Consider the following 18509-nt stretch of genomic DNA (forward strand, 5'->3'; position numbering starts at 1 on the left):
TGGGGGTCGGCCCCCAGACCCCTTAAGAAACTTCGGGCCCAACAAGGAGAGCAGGGAACCCAGATGGCGGAGCTCACGATCCGGCCGGAGGAGATCCGGGACGCACTGGAGAACTTTGTCCAGTCGTACCAGCCGGACGCGGCCTCGCGCGAGGAGGTCGGCACGGTCAGCCTGGCCGGTGACGGCATCGCGAAGGTCGAGGGTCTTCCCTCGGCCATGGCGAACGAGCTGCTGAAGTTCGAGGACGGCACCCTCGGCCTCGCGCTGAACCTCGAAGAGCGCGAGATCGGTGCGATCGTCCTCGGCGAGTTCAGCGGTATCGAGGAGGGACAGTCGGTGCAGCGCACCGGCGAGGTCCTCTCCGTCGGTGTCGGTGAGGGCTACCTCGGCCGCGTTGTCGACCCGCTCGGCAACCCGATCGACGGTCTCGGCGAGATCGCGACCGAGGGCCGCCGCGCCCTCGAGCTGCAGGCCCCGGGCGTTATGGCCCGTAAGTCGGTGCACGAGCCGATGGAGACCGGCTACAAGGCCGTCGACGCCATGACGCCGGTCGGCCGTGGTCAGCGTCAGCTGATCATCGGTGACCGTCAGACCGGCAAGACCGCGCTGTGTGTCGACACGATCATCAACCAGCGCGACAACTGGCGCTCGGGCGACGTGAACAAGCAGGTTCGCTGCATCTACGTCGCCGTCGGCCAGAAGGGCTCGACCATCGCGTCCGTTCGCGGCGCCCTGGAAGAGGCCGGCGCGCTCGAGTACACGACGATCGTCGCCGCCCCGGCGTCCGACCCGGCCGGCTTCAAGTACCTGGCGCCGTACACCGGCTCCGCCATCGGTCAGCACTGGATGTACCAGGGCAAGCACGTCCTGATCGTCTTCGATGACCTGTCGAAGCAGGCCGACGCCTACCGCGCCGTGTCGCTGCTGCTGCGCCGCCCGCCGGGCCGTGAGGCCTACCCGGGTGACGTCTTCTACCTGCACTCGCGTCTGCTCGAGCGCTGCGCGAAGCTCTCGGACGAGCTCGGTGCGGGTTCGATGACCGGTCTGCCGATCGTCGAGACCAAGGCGAACGACGTGTCGGCGTTCATCCCGACCAACGTCATCTCCATCACCGACGGCCAGTGCTTCCTGGAGTCCGACCTGTTCAACGCCGGCCAGCGTCCGGCCCTGAACGTCGGTATCTCGGTCTCGCGTGTCGGTGGCTCCGCCCAGCACAAGGCGATGAAGCAGATCTCCGGCCGCCTCCGCGTGGACCTGGCCCAGTTCCGTGAGCTGGAGGCGTTCGCCGCCTTCGGTTCGGACCTGGACGCCGCCTCGAAGGCGCAGCTGGAGCGTGGACAGCGGATGGTCGAGCTGCTCAAGCAGGCTCAGTACCAGCCGATGCCCACCGAGAACCAGGTCGTCTCCGTCTGGGCCGGCACCACCGGCAAGATGGACGACGTCCCGGTCGTCGACATCCGTCGCTTCGAGGCCGAGCTCCTGGCGTACCTCCGCCAGAACCACTCGGGCCTCATGACCTCCATCCGTGAGGGCGGCAAGATGTCGGACGACACGCTGCAGTCCGTCGCCGACGCCATCGCGGAGTTCAAGAAGCAGTTCGAGACCTCTGACGGCAAGCTGCTGGGCGAGGACGCTCCGGCCGCCGTCAACGTCTCGAAGTGACGACGGAAGGGACCTGACTCATGGGAGCGCAGCTCCGGGTCTACAAGCGTCGCATCAAATCCGTCACCGCGACGAAGAAGATCACCAAGGCGATGGAGATGATCGCCGCCTCGCGTGTCGTCAAGGCGCAGCGCAAGGTGCAGGCGTCGACTCCGTACGCGACCGAGCTGACGCGCGCGGTCACGGCGGTGGCCACGGGTGCGAACGACAAGCACCCGCTGACCACCGAGGCGGAGAACCCCGTCCGCGCCGCGGTACTGCTCCTCTCGAGCGACCGCGGTCTGGCCGGTGCCTTCAACTCCAACGCCATCAAGGCGGCGGAGAAGCTGACGGCGAAGCTGGAGAGCGAGGGCCGCGAGGTCACGATCTACGTCGTCGGCCGTCGTGGTATCGCGCACTACAACTTCCGTGAGCGGAAGCTGGCCGGCTCGTGGACCGGGTTCACGGACCAGCCGTCGTACGGCGACGCCAAGACGATCGCGGCACCGCTGATCGAGGCGATCGAGAAGGACACGGCCGAGGGTGGTGTGGACGAGCTCCACATCGTCTACACCGAGTTCGTCTCGATGATGACCCAGACGGCGGTCGAGGCCCGGCTGCTGCCCCTCAGCCTCGACGAGGTGGCGAAGGAGGCCGGCGACTCGGACACGCTCCGACCGCTGTACGACTTCGAGCCGTCGGCGGAGGACGTCCTCGACGCCCTGCTGCCCCGGTACGTCGAGAGCCGGATCTACAACGCGCTGCTCCAGTCGGCTGCCTCCAAGCACGCCGCCACGCGCCGCGCGATGAAGTCGGCGACCGACAACGCGGGAGACTTGATCAACAACCTCTCCCGACTTGCCAACGCGGCCCGCCAGGCCGAAATCACCCAGGAAATCAGCGAGATCGTCGGTGGCACCGCAGCCCTGGCCGACGCGACCGCGGGGAGTGACAAGTAATGACGACCACTGTTGAGACGGCCGCCGCCACGGGCCGCGTCGCCCGGGTCATCGGCCCGGTCGTCGACGTGGAGTTCCCCGTCGACGCGATGCCGGAGATCTACAACGCGCTGAACGTCCAGGTCCCGGACCCGGCCGTTGAGGGTGGCACCAAGACGCTGACGCTCGAGGTCGCCCAGCACCTCGGTGACGGCGTCGTCCGCACCATCTCGATGCAGCCCACCGACGGTCTGGTCCGCCAGGCCCCGGTGACCGACACGGGCACGGGCATCACCGTCCCCGTCGGTGACGTCACCAAGGGCCGTGTGTTCAACACGCTCGGTGAGGTGCTGAACGCCGACGCCTCCACGGTGTCGGACGCGCCGCGCTGGACGATCCACCGCAAGGCCCCGGCCTTCGACCAGCTCGAGTCCAAGACCGAGATGTTCGAGACCGGCCTGAAGGTCGTCGACCTTCTCACCCCGTACGTCAAGGGTGGAAAGATCGGTCTGTTCGGTGGTGCCGGTGTCGGCAAGACCGTTCTGATCCAGGAAATGATCGTCCGTGTGGCCAAGCTGCACGACGGTGTTTCGGTCTTCGCGGGCGTCGGCGAGCGCACCCGTGAGGGCAACGACCTCATGGTCGAGATGGAAGAAGCGGGGGTTCTGGACAAGACCGCGCTTGTCTTCGGCCAGATGGACGAGCCGCCGGGCACGCGTCTCCGCGTGGCCCTCGCCGGTCTGACCATGGCGGAGTACTTCCGCGATGTGCAGAAGCAGGATGTTCTCTTCTTCATCGACAACATCTTCCGCTTCACCCAGGCCGGTTCCGAGGTCTCCACGCTGCTCGGCCGTATGCCCTCCGCGGTGGGTTACCAGCCGAACCTGGCCGACGAGATGGGTCTCCTCCAGGAGCGCATCACGTCGACCCGTGGTCACTCGATCACCTCGATGCAGGCGATCTACGTCCCCGCGGACGACCTGACCGACCCGGCCCCGGCCACCACCTTCGCCCACCTCGACGCGACGACGGTTCTCTCCCGTCCGATCTCCGAGAAGGGCATCTACCCGGCCGTGGACCCGCTGGACTCCACGTCCCGGATCCTGGACCCGCGCTACATCGCGCAGGACCACTACGACGCCGCCACGCGCGTCAAGGGAATCCTGCAGAAGTACAAGGACCTCCAGGACATCATCGCGATTCTCGGTATCGACGAGCTGAGCGAGGAGGACAAGCTCGTTGTCCACCGCGCCCGCCGTGTCGAGCGCTTCCTGTCCCAGAACACCCACGCGGCGAAGCAGTTCACCGGTGTGGACGGTTCGGACGTTCCGCTCGACGAGTCGATCGCCGCGTTCAACGCGATCTGCGACGGTGAGTACGACCACTTCCCCGAGCAGGCCTTCTTCATGTGTGGTGGCATCGAGGACCTCAAGAAGAACGCCAAGGAGCTCGGCGTCTCCTGAGCCCCGTGCTCCTGAGGGGGGCGGGATCCTGTCCCGCCCCCCTCACCACGCCCATTAGAATTGACCCCAACACCCGGCACGACCGCCGGGTGGTGACCCGAGGAGCCACCCTTGGCTGCTGAGCTGCACGTCGAGCTGGTCGCCGCGGACCGGAGTGTCTGGTCCGGCGAGGCCACCTTGGTCATCGCGCGTACCACCTCCGGCGACATCGGCGTCATGCCCGGCCACCAGCCGCTGCTCGGTGTGCTGGAGTCGGGCCCGGTGACCATCCGTACGAGCGAGGGCGCGACTGTCGTCGCCGCCGTCCACGGCGGATTCATCTCCTTCGCCGACGACAAGCTGTCTCTGCTCGCGGAGATCTGCGAGCTGGCGGACGAGATCGACGCCCAGCGCGCCGAGCGCGCGCTGGAGCGTGCGAAGTCGGACTCCGACGCCGCCGCCGAGCGGCGCGCCGATGTCCGGCTGCGCGCGGTAGCGGTCCGCTGACGGTCCGCGCCGAGTAGAAGTGCCCTCAGCCGCGGCACGGCTGGAATTTTCCAGACCGTGCCGCGGCTGAGGCGATGCAGATGCACGTGTATTTCGGTTCGGTCGGCCCTGCCGGCTACGGGACGCAGCGAGGAGGTCGGTGAAGATGTTCCTCGCTCTGCTCGTGTGCGGCCTGGTCGTCGCACTGGTGGTGATCGGACTCTTCGTCTTCGGCTTGCGCAGGAGGCTGATCCAGCGCGCCGGCGGCACCTTCGACTGTTCCCTGCACTGGAACGTCCCCGACGAGCCGGATCCGAGCGGCAAGGGCTGGGTGTACGGCGTCGCCCGCTACAGCGGTGATGAGATCGCCTGGTTCCGTGTCTTCTCGTACGCTCCCCGGCCCCGCCGGGTCCTGGAGCGTTCGTCCATCGTGGCCCTGGAGCGGCGGATGCCCGAGGGCGAGGAGGAGCTCGCGCTCCTCTCCGACATGGTCATCCAGCCCTGTATGTACGAGGGCGTCCGTCTGGAGCTCGCGATGAGCGAGGACGCCCGGACCGGGTTCATGGCCTGGCTGGAGGCGGCGCCTCCCGGCCAGAGGGTGAACGTGGCCTGACACGTGAGGAAGCGGGGGTCGGCGTGCTGCGCCGGCCCCCGCTTCGTCGTTCCCGGTCGTCGTGGTTAGTTCAGACCGGTGTGGATGGCGCCGACGAGCTCGCCGTTGCTGGTGTCACCGCTGAACTCCCAGAAGAACGCTCCGCCGAGGCCCTGGTTCTTGGCCCAGCCCATCTTCGAGTTGACGGTGGCGGGGGTGTCGTAGCTCCACCAGTTGGTGCCGCAGTGGGCGTACGCGGTGCCCGCGACGGTGCCGTTGGCCGGGCAGGAGTTCTTGAGGACCTTGTAGTCCTCGATGCCCTGCTCGTACGTGCCCTGCGCCGGACCGGTGGCCGTGCCGCCGGGGGCGGACTGGGTGACGCCGGTCCAGCCGCGGCCGTAGAAGCCGATGCCGAGGAGGAGCTTGTTGGCGGGGACGCCCTTCGCCTTGAACTTGGCGATCGCCTCGGCGGAGTTGAAGCCCGCCTGGGGGATGCCGGCGTAGGAGGTGAGCGGGGAGTGCGGGGCCGTCGGGCCCTTCGCCGCCCAGGCGCCGAAGAAGTCGTACGTCATCACGTTCAGCCAGTCGTAGTACGGCGCGGCGCCCGCGTAGTCGGCGGCGTCGATCTTGCCGCCGGCGGAGGCGTCGGCCGTGACGGCCGCGGTGACCAGGTTGTTCGCGCCGAACTTGGCACGCATGGCCTGCATCATGTTCTTGAAGGACGCGGCGCCGCTGGTGTCACAGGTGAGACCGCAGGCGTTCGGGTACTCCCAGTCCAGGTCGATGCCGTCGAAGACGTCGGCCCAGCGCGGGTCCTCGACCAGGTCGTAGCAGGACTGGGCGAAGGCGGCCGGGTTCTGCACGGCCTGGCCGAAGCCGCCGGACCAGGTCCAGCCGCCGAAGGACCAGAGGACCTTGATGTTCGGGTACGCCTTCTTCAGCTTGCGCAGCTGGTTGAAGTTGCCGCGCAGCGGCTGGTCCCAGGTGTCGGCGACGCCGTCGACGGACTGGTCGGCGGTGTACGCCTTGTCGTAGTCGGCGTAGGCGTCACCGATGGTGCACTTGCCGCCCTGGACGTTGCCGAAGGCGTAGTTGATGTGGGTGATCTTGGACGCGGAGCCCGAGGTCACGATGTTCTTCACGTGGTAATTGCGTCCGTAGACGCCCCAGTTGGTGAAGTAGCCCAGCTTGACGGCCTTCGGCGGCGGCGGGGTGTCGCCGCCGGTGGTGCGCACCGGGGTCGGGCCGGCGGCGGGACCGGTCTGGTCGATCGTGTCGCGGGCGACGACCGAGTAGGTGTAGTCGGTGCCGGCGGTGAGGCCCTGGTCGGTCCAGGTCAGGGCGGTGGTGGTGGTGACCTTCGTGCCGTCGCGCAGGACGTCGTAGTTCTTGACGCCGACGTCGTCGGTGGCCGTGCCCCAGCTGAGCTTCACCGAGGTGTTGGTGATGTCCGAGGCGACCGGGGTGCCGGGGGCCGAGGGCGGGTTGTCGCCCGGCGGGGTGGAGTCGTCGCAGGCGGCGCCGTTGATCTTGCAGCCCGTGGGGGCGCCGGATCCGGCGCCGTTGTAGCCGAAGGAGACGGAGGCGCCGGGGGCCAGGGTGCCGTTCCAGCCGACGTTCTTGGCGGTCCAGTGGTTGCCGCTGTTGGTGACGGTGGCGTCCCACGCGGAGGTGACCCGGGTGCCGGAGGGGTAGTCCCACTCCAGGTTCCACGAGCTGATCGTGGTGGTGCCGGTGTTCTTGATGGTCCAGCTGGCGCCGAAGCCGCTGCCCCAGTCCTGGGTCTTGGTGTAGGTCGCCGTGGCGGAGGTGGCCGCCTCTGCGGGGGTGGCGAGGCCGACCATGGCGGCGAGCGGGAGGGTCAGGGCGGTCAGGGCGGCTGCGGCCCGTGCCCTGAATCCTCTTCGGCGCGTCGGTGCTTGAGTGCTCAACGGTGCTCCTCAAGTTGCGGACGTTCTGGGTGGGGGTGGTCCGAGAGAGTTGCGCGCGCCCCGCGAGCGTAGGAAGGTCTGGACCAATCGTCAAGAGGTCCAGACCAACGTTGCCGATCTCGGTCAGACCCCCAACTCCTGTGCCAATACCGCCGCTTGGACCCTGCTGCGCAGCTCCAGTTTGCTCAGGACCTTGCTGACGTGCGTCTTCACCGTCGCCTCCGCCATGTCGAGACGTACCGCGATCTCGGCGTTCGACAGACCTCCGCCCAGGGCCGACAGCACCTCGCGCTCCCGGGGCGTCAGGGTGTCGAGCACCGCCGGATCCGTCCCGCCCGAGGGGCGCGCCGGGCGCCGGCCCGTCGCGGCGAACTCGGCGATCAGCCGCCGGGTCACCGCGGGGGCGATCAGCCCCTCGCCGCGCGCCACCGTCCGCACCGCCTCGATGAGCTCCCGTGCCTCCGCGTTCTTCAGCAGGAAGCCCGAGGCGCCCGCCCGCAGCGCGCCGAACACATACGCGTCGAGGTCGAAGGTGGTCAGCACGAGGACGTCCGCGAGCCCCTCCGAGACGACGATCCCGGTCGCCGTCACCCCGTCCATCCGCGGCATCTGCACATCCATCAGGACGAGGTCGGGGCGCAGCTCGCGGGCGAGCTCCACCGCCCGCTCCCCGTCCGCGGCCTCCCCGACCACCTCGATGTCCGGGGCGCTGCCCAGGATCAGGACGAGCCCCGCCCGTACCGCGCTCTGGTCCTCGGCGACCAGTACCCGCACCGTCATGCCCGCTTCCCGCCCGTCCGCACCGTCATGCCCGCCTCCCAGGTGTCCCTGCCGTCATGTCCGCTCCTCGTCGCTCGCGCCCACGGGCAGTTCCGCCCGGACCCGCCAGGTCTTCCGGCCCTCGTCGTCCGTGACCGGACCCGCCTCGAATTCTCCGTCGAGCAGGGCCACCCGCTCCCGCATCCCCACCAGGCCGGCCCCCGAACCGGGCGCCGTCGGGCCGGAGCGCTGCCCGTACGGGCTCGTCACCCGGATCCACAGCGCGCCCGGCTCCTGGCCGAGGGTCACCCGCACCTCGCCGGGCGCGGCGTGCTTGAGCGCGTTCGTCAGGGACTCCTGCACGATCCGGTACGCGGCCAGCTCCACCGGTGCCGGGAGCGCCGCCGGGCTCTGCCGTGTGTCGTCGAGGAGGAGGACGAGGCCGCCCGGTCCGGCGTTGGCCGCGGACTGCGCCACCAGCGCGTCCAGACCGGCGAGCGTCGGCGCCGCGGCCGGCTCGGTGTCCCCGCCGCTGTCGCGCAGCAGCCCGATCAGCCGCCGCATCTCGGCGAGGCCCTCGACGCTGTTCTCCCGGATCACGGTCAGCGCCTGCCGGGTGGTGGCCGGCTCGTCGAGCGAGAGCGCGGCCGTGGAGTGGATCGCGATGGCGGAGAGGTGGTTCGCCACCATGTCGTGCAGCTCGCGCGCCATCCGGGACCGCTCGGCCACCACGGCCTGCGTCCGGTCCATCTCGGCGAGGAGCGCGGTCTGCTCGGCGCGGAGCCGGGCCGCATCCGCGGCCTCCCGGTGGTTGCGCACGATGGAGCCGGTCACCGCGGGCATGAAGGAGATCATGCCGGTGATCACCCCGATGAGCAGGGCGACCGCGTTCTGCCACCAGACGAGGAAGCCGACCGTCACGGCGACCGTGATCAGCCCGGTGCTGTACGGGACGCGGCGGGCGAGGGAGGGCGAGCCGTAGACGACGGCCGCGTAGACGATGTCCGTGAACATCAGGACCGTGACCAGGTTCCCGTTGGTGAACTGGTCGGCGACCAGGGCGAGCGTCCCGACGGTCAGCGCCGTCTGCGGCAGGGTCCGCCGCAGCGCCTCCATCGAGGCCATCACCGCGAGGGGTACGAGCGCCGCCCACCGCTGGTCGAGGACGCGGTCGCCCGTCGTGTACAGCCCGAAGGACCAGAGGAGCACGCCGCAGGCGAGCCCCGAGAGGGCGATGAACAGGTCGAGGCGGTGCGGGCGGGGGAGCGTCACGTACCCATCCAACACGCCCCCACCTGCCCCGACCTCCTCGTCCGGGCCGATCCGTCCCTCCGTCGAAGGATGTAGGCGGAGTTCGTCACCGACGACGACGAACGCGGCCGGATCCCACGGGACGCTGAAGGGGAACGGAAAGGGGAACCGTCGTGATCGTCACGTTGATCGTCGTCTGCGAGGTCGGCTTCTGGGTCCTGCTCGCCGCCGGACTCGGTGCCCGCTACCTGCTGCGGATGCCCAAGCTGGGCATGGCACTGCTGCTCTGCGAGCCGCTCCTGGAGATCCTGCTCCTCGTCGTCACCGCGATGGACCTCAAGAACGGCGCGGAACCGGCCTGGCGGCACAGCCTCGCCGCCCTCTACATCGGCTACACCGTGGGCCACGGCCACCGCACCGTGAAGTGGCTCGACGGCCATGCCGCCCACCGCTTCGGCGGCGGCCCGCCGCCCGTGAAGGCGCCGAAGTACGGCATGGCGCGCGCCCACCACGAGGGAAGGATCTGGCTCGGCTCGGTGGTGATGGCCTCCGTCGCCTCCGGCCTCCTGCTCGCCGCGGTCTGGTACGTCGGCGGGGACGGCGACACCTCGAAGCTGGAGGCCTCGATCGGGGGCATCTGGCGGCTGGTCGGCATCCACGGCCTGATCGCGCTCACCTACGCGATCTGGCCGAAGAAGGCCCCGGAGGGCGAGGACACCGCCGAGGACGGCACCCCGGCCCTCAAGGACGGAGCCCCGGCCCTCAAGGACGGCACCCCGGCCCGTGAGGACGGCACCCCGGCCCGTGAGGACGGCGCACCGGTCTCCAAGGACGGGTCAGCGGTCGCCGCCCGGGACCCAGAGGACGTCGCCGACCTCCTTGTTCGCCGTCCGGGCAAGGATGAAGAGCAGGTCCGATAGCCGGTTGAGGTACGTGGCGGTCAGGGTGTTCATCGTCTCGCCGTGCACCTCCAGCGCCGCCCACGTGGAGCGCTCCGCCCGCCGTACCACCGTGCACGCCTGGTGCAGCAGTGCCGCACCGGGCGTGCCGCCCGGCAGGATGAAGGAGCGCAGCTTCTCCAGCTCCTCCAGGAAGCGGTCGCAGTCGGCCTCCAGCTTGTCGACGTAGCTCTGCTCGACGCGCAGCGGCGGGTACTTCGGGTCCTCCACCACGGGAGTGCACAGGTCGGCGCCCACGTCGAACAGGTCGTTCTGGACGCGGACGAGGACCTTCACGACCTCCTCGTCGAGCTGCCCGAGGGCGACGGCCGTGCCGATGGCGGCGTTGGCCTCGTTGGCGTCGGCGTAGGCCGAGATCCGGAGATCCGTCTTGGCGGTCCGGCTCATGTCGCCGAGGGCCGTGGTGCCCTGGTCGCCGGTACGGGTGTAGATGCGCGTCAGATTGACCATGGGTCCAGCCTAGTTAGGCACCGGCGCTGCGGAACGACCGTGTGCCGACCGTCACGGCGAGCGCCGTCAGGCCGAGGGCGACGAGCACCCCGTACAGCATGGTCGGTGTCGTGTAGTGGCCGAGGTACGCCTCCCGGACCGCGTCCACCAGATAGCGGAACGGCATGAGGTGCGAGAGCGTGTCGAGCCAGCCGGGGGCGAGGGCCATCGGCAGCATCAGGCCCGAGAGCAGCATCGCCGGCATCGCGAGCGTGTTGATCGCGGGACCGAACTCCTGCGGGCTCGGCAGCTTCAGCGCCAGCGCGTACGAGAGCGAGGCGAGCGCCGTCGAGAGCAGGGCGACGAAGCCGAAGCCGGCCAGGATTCCGGGGAGCGGCGCCCGGAGGCCCATCGGAACGGCCACGGCGACGAGCAGCACCGCCTGGAAGACGAAGAGCGCGGCGTCGCGCAGGACCCGCCCGAGCAGCAGGGCCAGTCGGCTCACCGGAGTGACCCGCATCCGGTCGAACACGCCCCAGCCCTTCTCCAGGATGATCGAGAAGCCGGCGAACGAGGCTCCGAAGAGGCCGAGTTGGAGCAGCAGGCCCGGGACGAGGATCTGCCAGGAGTCGCCCTCGCGGCCCAGCGGGAGGCCGGTGAGCAGGGGCCCGAAGAAGAACAGGTGGAGCAGCGGCATCAGGGCGCCGAAGAAGATCTGGAACGGGGAGCGCAGGGTCTGGCGGGCGTAGCGCCCGAAGAGCAGCGCGGTGTCGTGGAGAAGCATCGGGGTCCTAGACGGCTACGGGGGTGGTGTCCACGGGGGCCGGGCCGCGCCCGGTGATGGCCAGGAAGGCGTCCTGGAGGGTGGCGGCGCCGTGCGCGGCCTTGAGGGCGGCGGGGCTGCCCTCGGCTACGACCGTGCCCTTGTCCACGACGACGATGCGGTCGGCGAGGGCGTCGGCCTCGTCCAGGTAGTGCGTGGTGAGGACGACGGTCGTGCCGTGCTCGTCGCGCAGCCGCCGCACCAGGGCCCACAGGTCGGCGCGGCTGGCGGGGTCGAGGCCGGTCGTCGGTTCGTCGAGGAAGAGGACCTCCGGCCGGTGGGTGAGCCCCATCGCGAGGTCGAGGCGGCGGCGCTGGCCGCCGGAGAGCGCCGGGGTCGGCCGGTCGAGGAGCTCGGTGAGGCCGAGGTCCTCCGCGAGCTCCTCGGCGCGCGCGGTCGCGCGGGTGCGGTCGAGGCCGTAGAGCCTGCCCTGGAGGACGAGTTCGGAGCGGACCGTCTCCTGGGGGTCGAGGCCGCCGGACTGGGCGACGTACCCGATGCGGCGGCGGACGGCCGCGGGGTCCTTGAGGAGGTCGTGACCGGCGACGGTGGCGGCGCCGCCGGTGGGTGGGAGAAGGGTCGTGAGCATGCGCAGGGTGGTCGTCTTGCCGGCGCCGTTGGGTCCGAGGAGGCCGAGGATCTCGCCTGGTCGGACGGTCAGGTCGATGCCGCGGACGGCCTCCACGGTGCCGTCGCCGCCGGTGAAGGTCCGGGCGAGCCCGGCCGTGCTGATGATGGGCATGACGACCACAAAAACAGAGTCAATGAAATTTTGCAATGCCTCCAAGTTTTCACGTGCCCCAAAATTTCAGGAAGCCTAGGATGTGGGCATGGCCGAGGGACTCAGGGAACGCAAGAAGCGCGAGACGAAGCAGCGGATCTCGGACATCGCGACAGGACTGTTCCTGGAGCGCGGTTTCGTGGCCGTGACCGTCGCCGACGTCGCCGAGGCGGCGGACGTCTCCGTCAACACCGTCTACAACTACTTCCCGGCCAAGGAGGACCTCTTCCTCGACCGGATGGACGGCGTCACCCAGCGCCTCGCCCGCATGATCCGCGGCCGCGACAAGGGTGAGTCCGCCGCCGCGGCCGTCCTGCGCGCGCTGCGCCAGGACATCGGCGCCGTCTCGCCCGCGTACGGACTCATGGACGGCTTCGACGCCTTCATGAACGTCATCGAGCACGCGCCCACCCTCAAGGCCCGGCTCTTCCACCTCCAGCAGCAGGTCCACGACGCCGTCGTCACCACCCTGCGCGAGGAGACCGGCGCCGCCGGGGACGACCCGCTGCCGCTGCTCGTCGGCGGCCAGCTCGCCTGGATCGAGAGCACCGTCGTCGCCTACATCACCCGCGAGATGACGGCGGGACGCAAGGCGACCACCGTCTCCCGCGAGGCCCTCGTCCTCCTCGACGAGATCGAGGAGCTGCTGGGCGAGAGGGTCCTGACGTACGCCGTGCGCGAGGCCTGAGGGAGCGACGCCCGTACCCCCGGGCGTATGCCCCGTCCGGAAGGGGGCGCGGAAGAGGTGTCGCGAGTGTGACGTCCGTCAAAGAGGGCGTGACGCGCGTTACTTAGCGGTCACATGGCGCCCCGGGCCCGCTAATCTCCGCCGAAGAGCCAGAAGTGAACAGGCGTTAAGGGGTGGAACATCGTGGCCAGGAAGCTCGCCGTCATCGGAGCCGGACTCATGGGGTCCGGCATCGCGCAGGTCTCCGCACAGGCGGGCTGGGACGTCGTCCTGCGTGACGTCACCGACGCCGCGCTCACCCGCGGCACCGACGGCATCAAGGCGTCGTACGACCGCTTCGTCGCCAAGGGCCGGCTGGACGCGGCCGAGGCCGAGGCCGCCCTCGGCCGGATCACCGCCACCACCGAGCTGGAGGCCGTCGCCGACGCCGACGTCGTCGTCGAGGCCGTCTTCGAGAACCTCGACGTCAAGCACGAGATCTTCCGTTCGCTCGACAAGGTCGCCAAGGACGGCGCCGTCCTCGCCTCCAACACCTCCGCGATCCCGATCACCAAGATCGCCGCGGTGACCGAGCGCCCCGAGGCCGTCGTCGGCACGCACTTCTTCTCGCCGGTCCCGATGATGCAGCTCTGCGAGCTCGTCCGCGGCTACAAGACCAGCGACGCCACCCTCGCCACGGCGCGTGAGTTCGCCGAGTCCGTCGGCAAGACCTGCATCGTGGTCAACCGCGACGTCGCCGGCTTCGTCACCACCCGGCTCATCGCCGCCCTCGTCGTCGAGGCCGCCAAGCTCCACGAGTCGGGCGTCGCCACCGCCGAGGACATCGACATCGCCTGCAAGCTGGGCTTCGGCCACGCCATGGGCCCGCTCGCCACGGCCGACCTCACCGGCATCGACATCCTGGTGAACGCCGCCAACAACATCTACACCGAGTCCCAGGACGAGAAGTTCGCACCCCCGGAGCTGATGCGCCGGATGGTGGACGCGGGTGACATCGGGCGCAAGAGCGGGCAGGGCTTCTACAAGCACTGAGTCCGGCCCGCCACCCCGCCCTCACTCCGTGGGGTGAATTTCGGTACCGGTTCGCTGACAAGGCGCAACGCTTCTGCCGGTGCGGCAGTCAGTTGTTGCGAAGACGGAGCACTCTCGGGGAGCGCATATGCACATCAGGGGCGACCACGTCGAGCTGGTCGTCGGGGGCCGCCTCGACGTCCGCAGCGCGGCGGACGCCCGTACGGTCCTGCACTCGGCCGTCGACGACGGAGACGGCGATCTGGTGCTCGACCTGACCGGCCTCGACTCCTGGGACGCGACCGGGCTCGGCGTGATCATGGGCGCTCACCGGAGGGCCGGCCGCCGCGGCCGGCGCCTCGTCCTGCGCGGGGTGCCGCCCCAGATGCAGCGACTGCTGGTGGCCACCCGGCTCCACCGCATCCTCGCCATCGAGGGCGGCCTCGCCGCGGAGTCGCTGCCCCGGGTCTGACCCGTCGCGCGCGCCCCCCGAGGGCGCAGCCGTCTGTGAAGCAGCTGTGTGAACCAGGCGTCACGCTCAATCCTCACAAGACCGTGACGTCTTGGTCTCCGTGGCACCCCGGCTGTTCCCGAGCGCCTGACCACGGTCTAGGGTTCGGTCGCCTGCACATTGACGGACCCACCCGGCGGGCACCGGACACCGCTTCTTGGGGGCTTGCACCATGGACCCGATCAACCCTGGGTCGGAGCAGTACGGGCACGACACCGAGGGTGACGAGACCCGCCAGGGCCGCGGTGTGCCCGCGCCCGCGCCCGCGGCCCCCGCGCGCGCCCGCGTCGTCAGACTGGTCTCCGGCGAGCTGCTCCTCACCGTCAACCCCGTCGACGGCAGCGAGATAGAACCCTGCCCGCCGGGCCAGGAGCCCGCGGCCCCCCGCCGCCGCACCCCCGAGGAGCGCGCCGAGGCCGCCCGCGCCGCGGCCCCGCCCGTACCGCCCGGCCCCGCCGCCCCCGAGCTGCCCCTCCTCGAACGGCAGGAGCAGCGCGAGCGGCTCGCCGAGATCCTCGGACGCGGCCGCTCCGCCCGTCTGACCGGACCCGCCGGATCCGGCCGTACGGCCCTCCTCGACGCGGTCGCCGCCGACTGCGCGGAGCTCGCCCCCGACGGCGTCGTCCGCCTCTCCGGCCACCACCGCACCCCCACCGAGCTCCTGCACGAACTCTTCACCGCCGTCCGGTACGCCCCGAACCACCGGCCCGACCGGCCCGAGCTCCTCGACCGGCTCCGCGACGTCGGCGCCGTCGTCGTCGTCGACGACCTGGAGTTCGGCGGCGCCGCCCTCGACGAACTCCTCGCCGCCGCCCCCGAGTGCGCCTTCCTCCTCGCCGCCGCCCCCGACGCCCCCGCCCCCACGGCCGACGCCCACGTGGAGGAGGTCACCCTCACCGGCCTCGGCCGCGGCTCGTCCCTCAAGCTCCTGGAGAGCGCCGTCGGCCGCACCCTCACCGACGACGAGGCCAACTGGGCCGGCGACCTGTGGTTCGAGTCCGAGGGCCTGCCCCTCCGCTTCGTCCAGGCCGGGGCACTGCTGCGCCAGCGCGACCGGTTGCGCGTCACCCCGGCCGAGTTCGACGCCTTCGGCGCCCTCGAAGAGGCCTTCGGCCCGACCGACCCCGAGGCCGCCGCCGCAGCCGCGGCCGCCGCCTTCGACGGCGTCGAGGACGCCGACGTCGAGCTCCGCGAGATACCCCTGCCCAGCCTCGGCGAGGGCGCCGCCCCCGCCGCCCTCCTCGCCTCGCGGCTCAGCCGCTCCGCCCAGGAGGCCCTGCGCTTCACCGTGGCCCTCGGCGGAGAGGTCCCGCACCAGGCCCACCTGCCGGCCCTGGTCGGCGACACCCACGCCGACGCCGCTCTCGGCGAGCTCGTGGCCTGCGGGCTGCTCTCCCCGGTCGGCACCCGCTACCGGCTCGCCGGCGGGGTCCTGACCCAGCTCCTCGCCCACGGGTACGAGCGCGACGCCGCCGACCGCGTGCACACCGCCGCCCAGCACTACGCCTGGTGGGCCGGACACCCCTCCGTCACGCCCGAGCGCGCCGCCGCCGAGTCCGACGCCCTCCTCGCCGCCCTGGCCGCGCTCGTCCCCGGCACCGAGGCCGGCACCGACGACGAGCGCCGGGCCACCGCCGTCCTCCTCGCCCGCGCCGCCGCGCCCGCCTTCGCCGCGGGACTGCACTGGGGCGCCTGGGAGCGGGCCCTGCGCGCCGGACAGGAGGCCGCCCGGCTCGCCGGGGACGTCGCCGAGGAGGCGTACTTCCACCACGAACTGGGCGTCCTCGCGATCTGCGCCGGCAACCTGGAGCGGGCCCGCGCCGAGCTGGAGGCCTCCATCGGGATGCGCGGGGTGCTCGCCGACAAGCGCGGCACCGTCGCCGGCCGCCGGGCGCTCGCGCTCGTCGCCGACCTCTCCGGGGAGCACGCCACCCCGGTCGCGGCGGCCCGGGCCGAGGAGCCCGTCTCGCCGCCCCGTGGCACCCCCGCCCTGCGGCGCACCCCGGCCCGGCCCGCGCTCCCGGCCCCGGAGCCGCCCACGGCCCCGCTGCCCGGCGGCCCCGTGCGGGCCGCGGCGGTCCCGCCGATCCCCGCGTTCCCGGACTTCGCCGACGAGGGCCCGACCCTCGTCACGCGCCCCGACACCGAGCAGAACGGCCGCCGCCCGGGCCTCAAGGCCGGCATCCTCAGCGGCGCCCGGCGCAACCTCGCCGCCGTCGGCGCGGGCGCGCTCCTCGTGGCCGTCCTCGGCACCGTCGTCACCCTCGGCGCGACCTCCGGCGACGGCGACGACCCCGCCACGAACCGCGTCACCTCCGACAGCACGGCGACCGACGGCACCCTCGACGACGGGACCGACGGCGAGGAGCCGCCCGCCGAGGGCGAGGCGGGGGAGGGCGGCGAGCCGGGCGACACCGGCGAGTCGGGCGATCCCACGCACTCCGGCTCCCCGAGCCCCTCCGGCTCGGACGGCAGCTCCCCGTCGGACCAGCCGACGAGCCCCGGCGCCACCGGCTCCCCGAGCTCGCCCGGCTCCTCCTCGTCGTCCTCGTCCACGGCGCCGTCCTCCACCCCGCCCTCGCCCACGGGCGGGCCGACACGCACCACCTCCCCGTCCACGACCCGGCCGCCGTCGAGCCCCTCGGCCACCGGCGGACCGCGCCCGACGACATCGAGCCCGACGACCACTCCGCCGACGACCACGGCCCCGCCGACGACCCCGCCGCCGACCACCACCCCGCCGACCACGGCGCCGCCGACGACCACCGCTCCGCCGGCCGAGGAGAACTCGCCGAGCACCACCGCGTCGGCGCCCCTCGGCGGCGGCCCCTCGGCCCCGGACAGCCCCGCCGCCTCGGAGACGACGATCGCCTGACCCCGCTCACGGCAGACGGGTACGGCCCCGGGCGCGTTCCTCGCACCCGGGGCCGTACCCGTACCCGTACTCCTACCGCTCAGAAGAGGCGGAGCTTGTCGTCCTCGATGCCGCGCAGGGCGTCGTAGTCGAGCACGACGCAGCCGATCCCGCGGTCCGTCGCGAGCACCTTCGCCTGCGGCTTGATCTCCTGCGCCGCGAACACGCCCTTCACGGGGGCCAGGTGCGGATCGCGGTTGAGCAGCTCCAGGTAGCGGGTCAGCTGCTCGACGCCGTCGATCTCACCGCGCCGCTTGATCTCCACCGCGACCGTCCCGCCGTCCGCGTCGCGGCACAGGATGTCCACGGGGCCGATCGCCGTCGGGTACTCGCGGCGGATCAGGGTGTACCCCTCGCCGAGCGTCTCGATGCGGTCGGCGAGCAGCTCCTGGAGGTGGGCCTCCACGCCGTCCTTGATGAGACCGGGGTCCACACCGAGCTCGTGCGAGGAATCGTGGAGGATCTCCTCCATCGTGATGATCAGTTTCTCGCCCGCTTTGTTGATCACGGTCCAGACGCCCGCCTCACCGTCCGCACCCTCCTTCAGCGTGCACGGCGGGGACATCCAGTTGAGCGGTTTGTACGCCCGGTCGTCCGCGTGGATCGAGACGCTCCCATCGGCCTTGATCAGGATCAGACGGGGCGCGGAGGGCAGGTGGGCCGTGAGCCGACCCGCGTAGTCCACGGAGCAACGGGCAATGACGAGACGCATGGTCCGCAACGCTACAAGACGGGCGCTCTTCCGCGCGATTCGGGCATCATCCTGAGCCGAACACCCGTCGGTTATCAGCCTGTTGTGTTCCCAATCTTCTGGTGCGACCAGGTCTGCGCGCTTACCGTGGAAGCTGGAGGTCGTCGTCCGTGCACGCTGCGTGGCGCACGGCCCGGCCTTCGTCCCTGCCCGCAAGACCCCGTCCGCGGGGTCGCGAGAGGAGAACCCATGTCGCTCGACGTCTCACCGGCACTGTTGGAACAGGCCGAGCGAGGCGAGGTCGACGAAGCCGACTTCGTCGACTGCGTCCGGACCTCCCTGCCCTACGCATGGGAGATGATCAGTTCCCTGGTGGCCCAGCTGAAGGTCGACGGCGGAGAGTTCGCCGACAACCAGACGCCGCCGCCGAACGAGCAGGCACGCGGTCAGCTGCTGCGCGCGCTCGCGAGCGATGCCATTCGTGGCGCCCTGCAGCGGCATTTCGGGGTGCGTCTCGCCTTCCAGAACTGCCACCGCGTGGCCGTGTTCCCGCTGGACCCGGCGGTGGACGAGCGGCTCGCCCGTTTCACGTCCGTACGGGGTCAGCTGCTCAACCAGTCGCCGACCCTGCGCGACTGCTGAGACATGGTGCTGCCGCTCCG

17 protein-coding genes and 1 pseudogene are annotated in these 18509 nt (G+C 71.0%); 11 read left to right on the forward strand and 7 right to left on the reverse strand.

Going from position 1 to position 18509, the window contains the following annotated elements; translation table 11 throughout:
* The first annotated feature begins 63 nt into the window (after positions 1 to 63).
* The 5 genes from atpA (at position 64) to ACF08F_RS25555 (ending at position 5120) form a co-directional block, all read left to right on the forward strand.
* Complete coding sequence (gene atpA / locus ACF08F_RS25535) at positions 64 to 1662, forward strand: F0F1 ATP synthase subunit alpha (protein WP_150266031.1); 1599 nt, start codon at positions 64 to 66, stop codon at positions 1660 to 1662.
* Between the two features lie 20 nt (positions 1663 to 1682).
* Positions 1683 to 2600 (forward strand): F0F1 ATP synthase subunit gamma, encoded by a 918-nt coding sequence (locus tag ACF08F_RS25540; protein ID WP_150266029.1) that lies wholly within the window; start codon positions 1683 to 1685, stop codon positions 2598 to 2600.
* Positions 2600 to 4042 carry a F0F1 ATP synthase subunit beta gene (atpD, locus tag ACF08F_RS25545; RefSeq protein ID WP_392300863.1) on the forward strand — a complete coding sequence of 481 codons (1443 nt, stop codon included), beginning with the start codon at positions 2600 to 2602 and terminating at the stop codon, positions 4040 to 4042. Before ACF08F_RS25540 ends, atpD begins: the two co-directional genes overlap by 1 nt.
* Before the next feature lie 111 nt (positions 4043 to 4153).
* Entirely contained in the window at positions 4154 to 4528 is a 375-nt protein-coding gene (locus ACF08F_RS25550) for a F0F1 ATP synthase subunit epsilon (protein WP_024761909.1), read from the forward strand.
* A 145-nt stretch (positions 4529 to 4673) separates the two neighbouring features.
* Positions 4674 to 5120 (forward strand): DUF2550 domain-containing protein, encoded by a 447-nt coding sequence (locus ACF08F_RS25555; protein WP_015036211.1) that lies wholly within the window; start codon positions 4674 to 4676, stop codon positions 5118 to 5120.
* A gap of 65 nt (positions 5121 to 5185) precedes the next feature.
* Here the strand turns inward: ACF08F_RS25555 and ACF08F_RS25560 are convergent, their stop codons facing one another.
* The 3 genes from ACF08F_RS25560 to ACF08F_RS25570 all read right to left on the reverse strand — a co-directional run bounded on the left by ACF08F_RS25560 (position 5186) and on the right by ACF08F_RS25570 (position 9061).
* Positions 5186 to 6943 (reverse strand): glycosyl hydrolase family 18 protein, encoded by a 1758-nt coding sequence (locus ACF08F_RS25560; RefSeq protein WP_392300986.1) that lies wholly within the window; start codon positions 6941 to 6943, stop codon positions 5186 to 5188.
* A 210-nt stretch (positions 6944 to 7153) separates the two neighbouring features.
* A complete protein-coding gene (locus tag ACF08F_RS25565; protein ID WP_392300864.1) occupies positions 7154 to 7810 on the reverse strand; it encodes a response regulator in 657 nt (218 codons plus the stop codon).
* 54 nt (positions 7811 to 7864) lie between these two features.
* Positions 7865 to 9061 carry a sensor histidine kinase gene (locus tag ACF08F_RS25570; RefSeq protein WP_392300865.1) on the reverse strand — a complete coding sequence of 399 codons (1197 nt, stop codon included), beginning with the start codon at positions 9059 to 9061 and terminating at the stop codon, positions 7865 to 7867.
* 152 nt (positions 9062 to 9213) lie between these two features.
* On the opposite strand from ACF08F_RS25570, the pseudogene ACF08F_RS25575 reads away from it, so the two are divergent.
* A pseudogene (locus ACF08F_RS25575) lies at positions 9214 to 9765 on the forward strand (hypothetical protein); the annotation flags it as partial.
* A gap of 111 nt (positions 9766 to 9876) precedes the next feature.
* On the opposite strand, the gene ACF08F_RS25580 reads toward ACF08F_RS25575, so the two are convergent.
* Genes ACF08F_RS25580 through ACF08F_RS25590 form a run of 3 tightly spaced genes read right to left on the reverse strand, consistent with a single transcriptional unit; the run spans position 9877 to position 11993 of the window.
* Positions 9877 to 10449, reverse strand: a complete 573-nt coding sequence (locus ACF08F_RS25580) for a cob(I)yrinic acid a,c-diamide adenosyltransferase (RefSeq protein ID WP_189509310.1) — start codon at positions 10447 to 10449, stop codon at positions 9877 to 9879.
* A gap of 13 nt (positions 10450 to 10462) precedes the next feature.
* Positions 10463 to 11212 (reverse strand): ABC transporter permease, encoded by a 750-nt coding sequence (locus ACF08F_RS25585; protein ID WP_392300866.1) that lies wholly within the window; start codon positions 11210 to 11212, stop codon positions 10463 to 10465.
* Between the two features lie 7 nt (positions 11213 to 11219).
* The gene (locus tag ACF08F_RS25590) at positions 11220 to 11993 is read right to left on the reverse strand and encodes an ABC transporter ATP-binding protein (protein ID WP_392300867.1); all 774 of its coding nucleotides are present in this window, start codon (positions 11991 to 11993) and stop codon (positions 11220 to 11222) included.
* An 88-nt stretch (positions 11994 to 12081) separates the two neighbouring features.
* On the opposite strand from ACF08F_RS25590, the gene ACF08F_RS25595 reads away from it, so the two are divergent.
* From ACF08F_RS25595 to ACF08F_RS25610, 4 genes are all read left to right on the forward strand, one after another.
* Entirely contained in the window at positions 12082 to 12720 is a 639-nt protein-coding gene (locus tag ACF08F_RS25595; protein WP_392300868.1) for a TetR/AcrR family transcriptional regulator, read from the forward strand.
* 183 nt (positions 12721 to 12903) lie between these two features.
* A complete protein-coding gene (locus ACF08F_RS25600; RefSeq protein ID WP_392300869.1) occupies positions 12904 to 13752 on the forward strand; it encodes a 3-hydroxyacyl-CoA dehydrogenase family protein in 849 nt (282 codons plus the stop codon).
* A 127-nt stretch (positions 13753 to 13879) separates the two neighbouring features.
* A complete protein-coding gene (locus tag ACF08F_RS25605; RefSeq protein ID WP_392300870.1) occupies positions 13880 to 14203 on the forward strand; it encodes an anti-sigma factor antagonist in 324 nt (107 codons plus the stop codon).
* 211 nt (positions 14204 to 14414) lie between these two features.
* Positions 14415 to 17117 (forward strand): ATP-binding protein, encoded by a 2703-nt coding sequence (locus tag ACF08F_RS25610; RefSeq protein WP_392300871.1) that lies wholly within the window; start codon positions 14415 to 14417, stop codon positions 17115 to 17117.
* Positions 17118 to 17196: 79 nt separating this feature from the next.
* On the opposite strand, the gene nucS is transcribed toward ACF08F_RS25610, so the two are convergent.
* The gene (gene nucS / locus ACF08F_RS25615) at positions 17197 to 17868 is read right to left on the reverse strand and encodes an endonuclease NucS (protein ID WP_392300872.1); all 672 of its coding nucleotides are present in this window, start codon (positions 17866 to 17868) and stop codon (positions 17197 to 17199) included.
* A 228-nt stretch (positions 17869 to 18096) separates the two neighbouring features.
* Here nucS and ACF08F_RS25620 point away from each other — a divergent pair, with 228 nt between their 5' ends.
* The gene (locus tag ACF08F_RS25620; protein ID WP_030210566.1) at positions 18097 to 18489 is read left to right on the forward strand and encodes an SCO5389 family protein; all 393 of its coding nucleotides are present in this window, start codon (positions 18097 to 18099) and stop codon (positions 18487 to 18489) included.
* Positions 18490 to 18509: the final 20 nt, after the last annotated feature.

It is taken from the genome of Streptomyces sp. NPDC015130, assembly GCF_043080005.1.
GTDB lineage: Bacteria > Actinomycetota > Actinomycetes > Streptomycetales > Streptomycetaceae > Streptomyces.

Coding starts and splice junctions, on each gene's coding strand:
- atpA (WP_150266031.1), top strand. CDS start 64: ATGGCGGAGCTCACGATCCGGCCGGAGGAGATCCGGGACGCACTGGAG.
- ACF08F_RS25540 (WP_150266029.1), top strand. CDS start 1,683: ATGGGAGCGCAGCTCCGGGTCTACAAGCGTCGCATCAAATCCGTCACC.
- atpD (WP_392300863.1), top strand. CDS start 2,600: ATGACGACCACTGTTGAGACGGCCGCCGCCACGGGCCGCGTCGCCCGG.
- ACF08F_RS25555 (WP_015036211.1), top strand. CDS start 4,674: ATGTTCCTCGCTCTGCTCGTGTGCGGCCTGGTCGTCGCACTGGTGGTG.
- ACF08F_RS25560 (WP_392300986.1), bottom strand. CDS start 6,943: ATGGTCGGCCTCGCCACCCCCGCAGAGGCGGCCACCTCCGCCACGGCG.
- ACF08F_RS25565 (WP_392300864.1), bottom strand. CDS start 7,810: ATGACGGTGCGGGTACTGGTCGCCGAGGACCAGAGCGCGGTACGGGCG.
- ACF08F_RS25580 (WP_189509310.1), bottom strand. CDS start 10,449: ATGGTCAATCTGACGCGCATCTACACCCGTACCGGCGACCAGGGCACC.
- ACF08F_RS25585 (WP_392300866.1), bottom strand. CDS start 11,212: ATGCTTCTCCACGACACCGCGCTGCTCTTCGGGCGCTACGCCCGCCAG.
- ACF08F_RS25590 (WP_392300867.1), bottom strand. CDS start 11,993: ATGCCCATCATCAGCACGGCCGGGCTCGCCCGGACCTTCACCGGCGGC.
- ACF08F_RS25595 (WP_392300868.1), top strand. CDS start 12,082: ATGGCCGAGGGACTCAGGGAACGCAAGAAGCGCGAGACGAAGCAGCGG.
- ACF08F_RS25605 (WP_392300870.1), top strand. CDS start 13,880: ATGCACATCAGGGGCGACCACGTCGAGCTGGTCGTCGGGGGCCGCCTC.
- ACF08F_RS25610 (WP_392300871.1), top strand. CDS start 14,415: ATGGACCCGATCAACCCTGGGTCGGAGCAGTACGGGCACGACACCGAG.
- nucS (WP_392300872.1), bottom strand. CDS start 17,868: ATGCGTCTCGTCATTGCCCGTTGCTCCGTGGACTACGCGGGTCGGCTC.
- ACF08F_RS25620 (WP_030210566.1), top strand. CDS start 18,097: ATGTCGCTCGACGTCTCACCGGCACTGTTGGAACAGGCCGAGCGAGGC.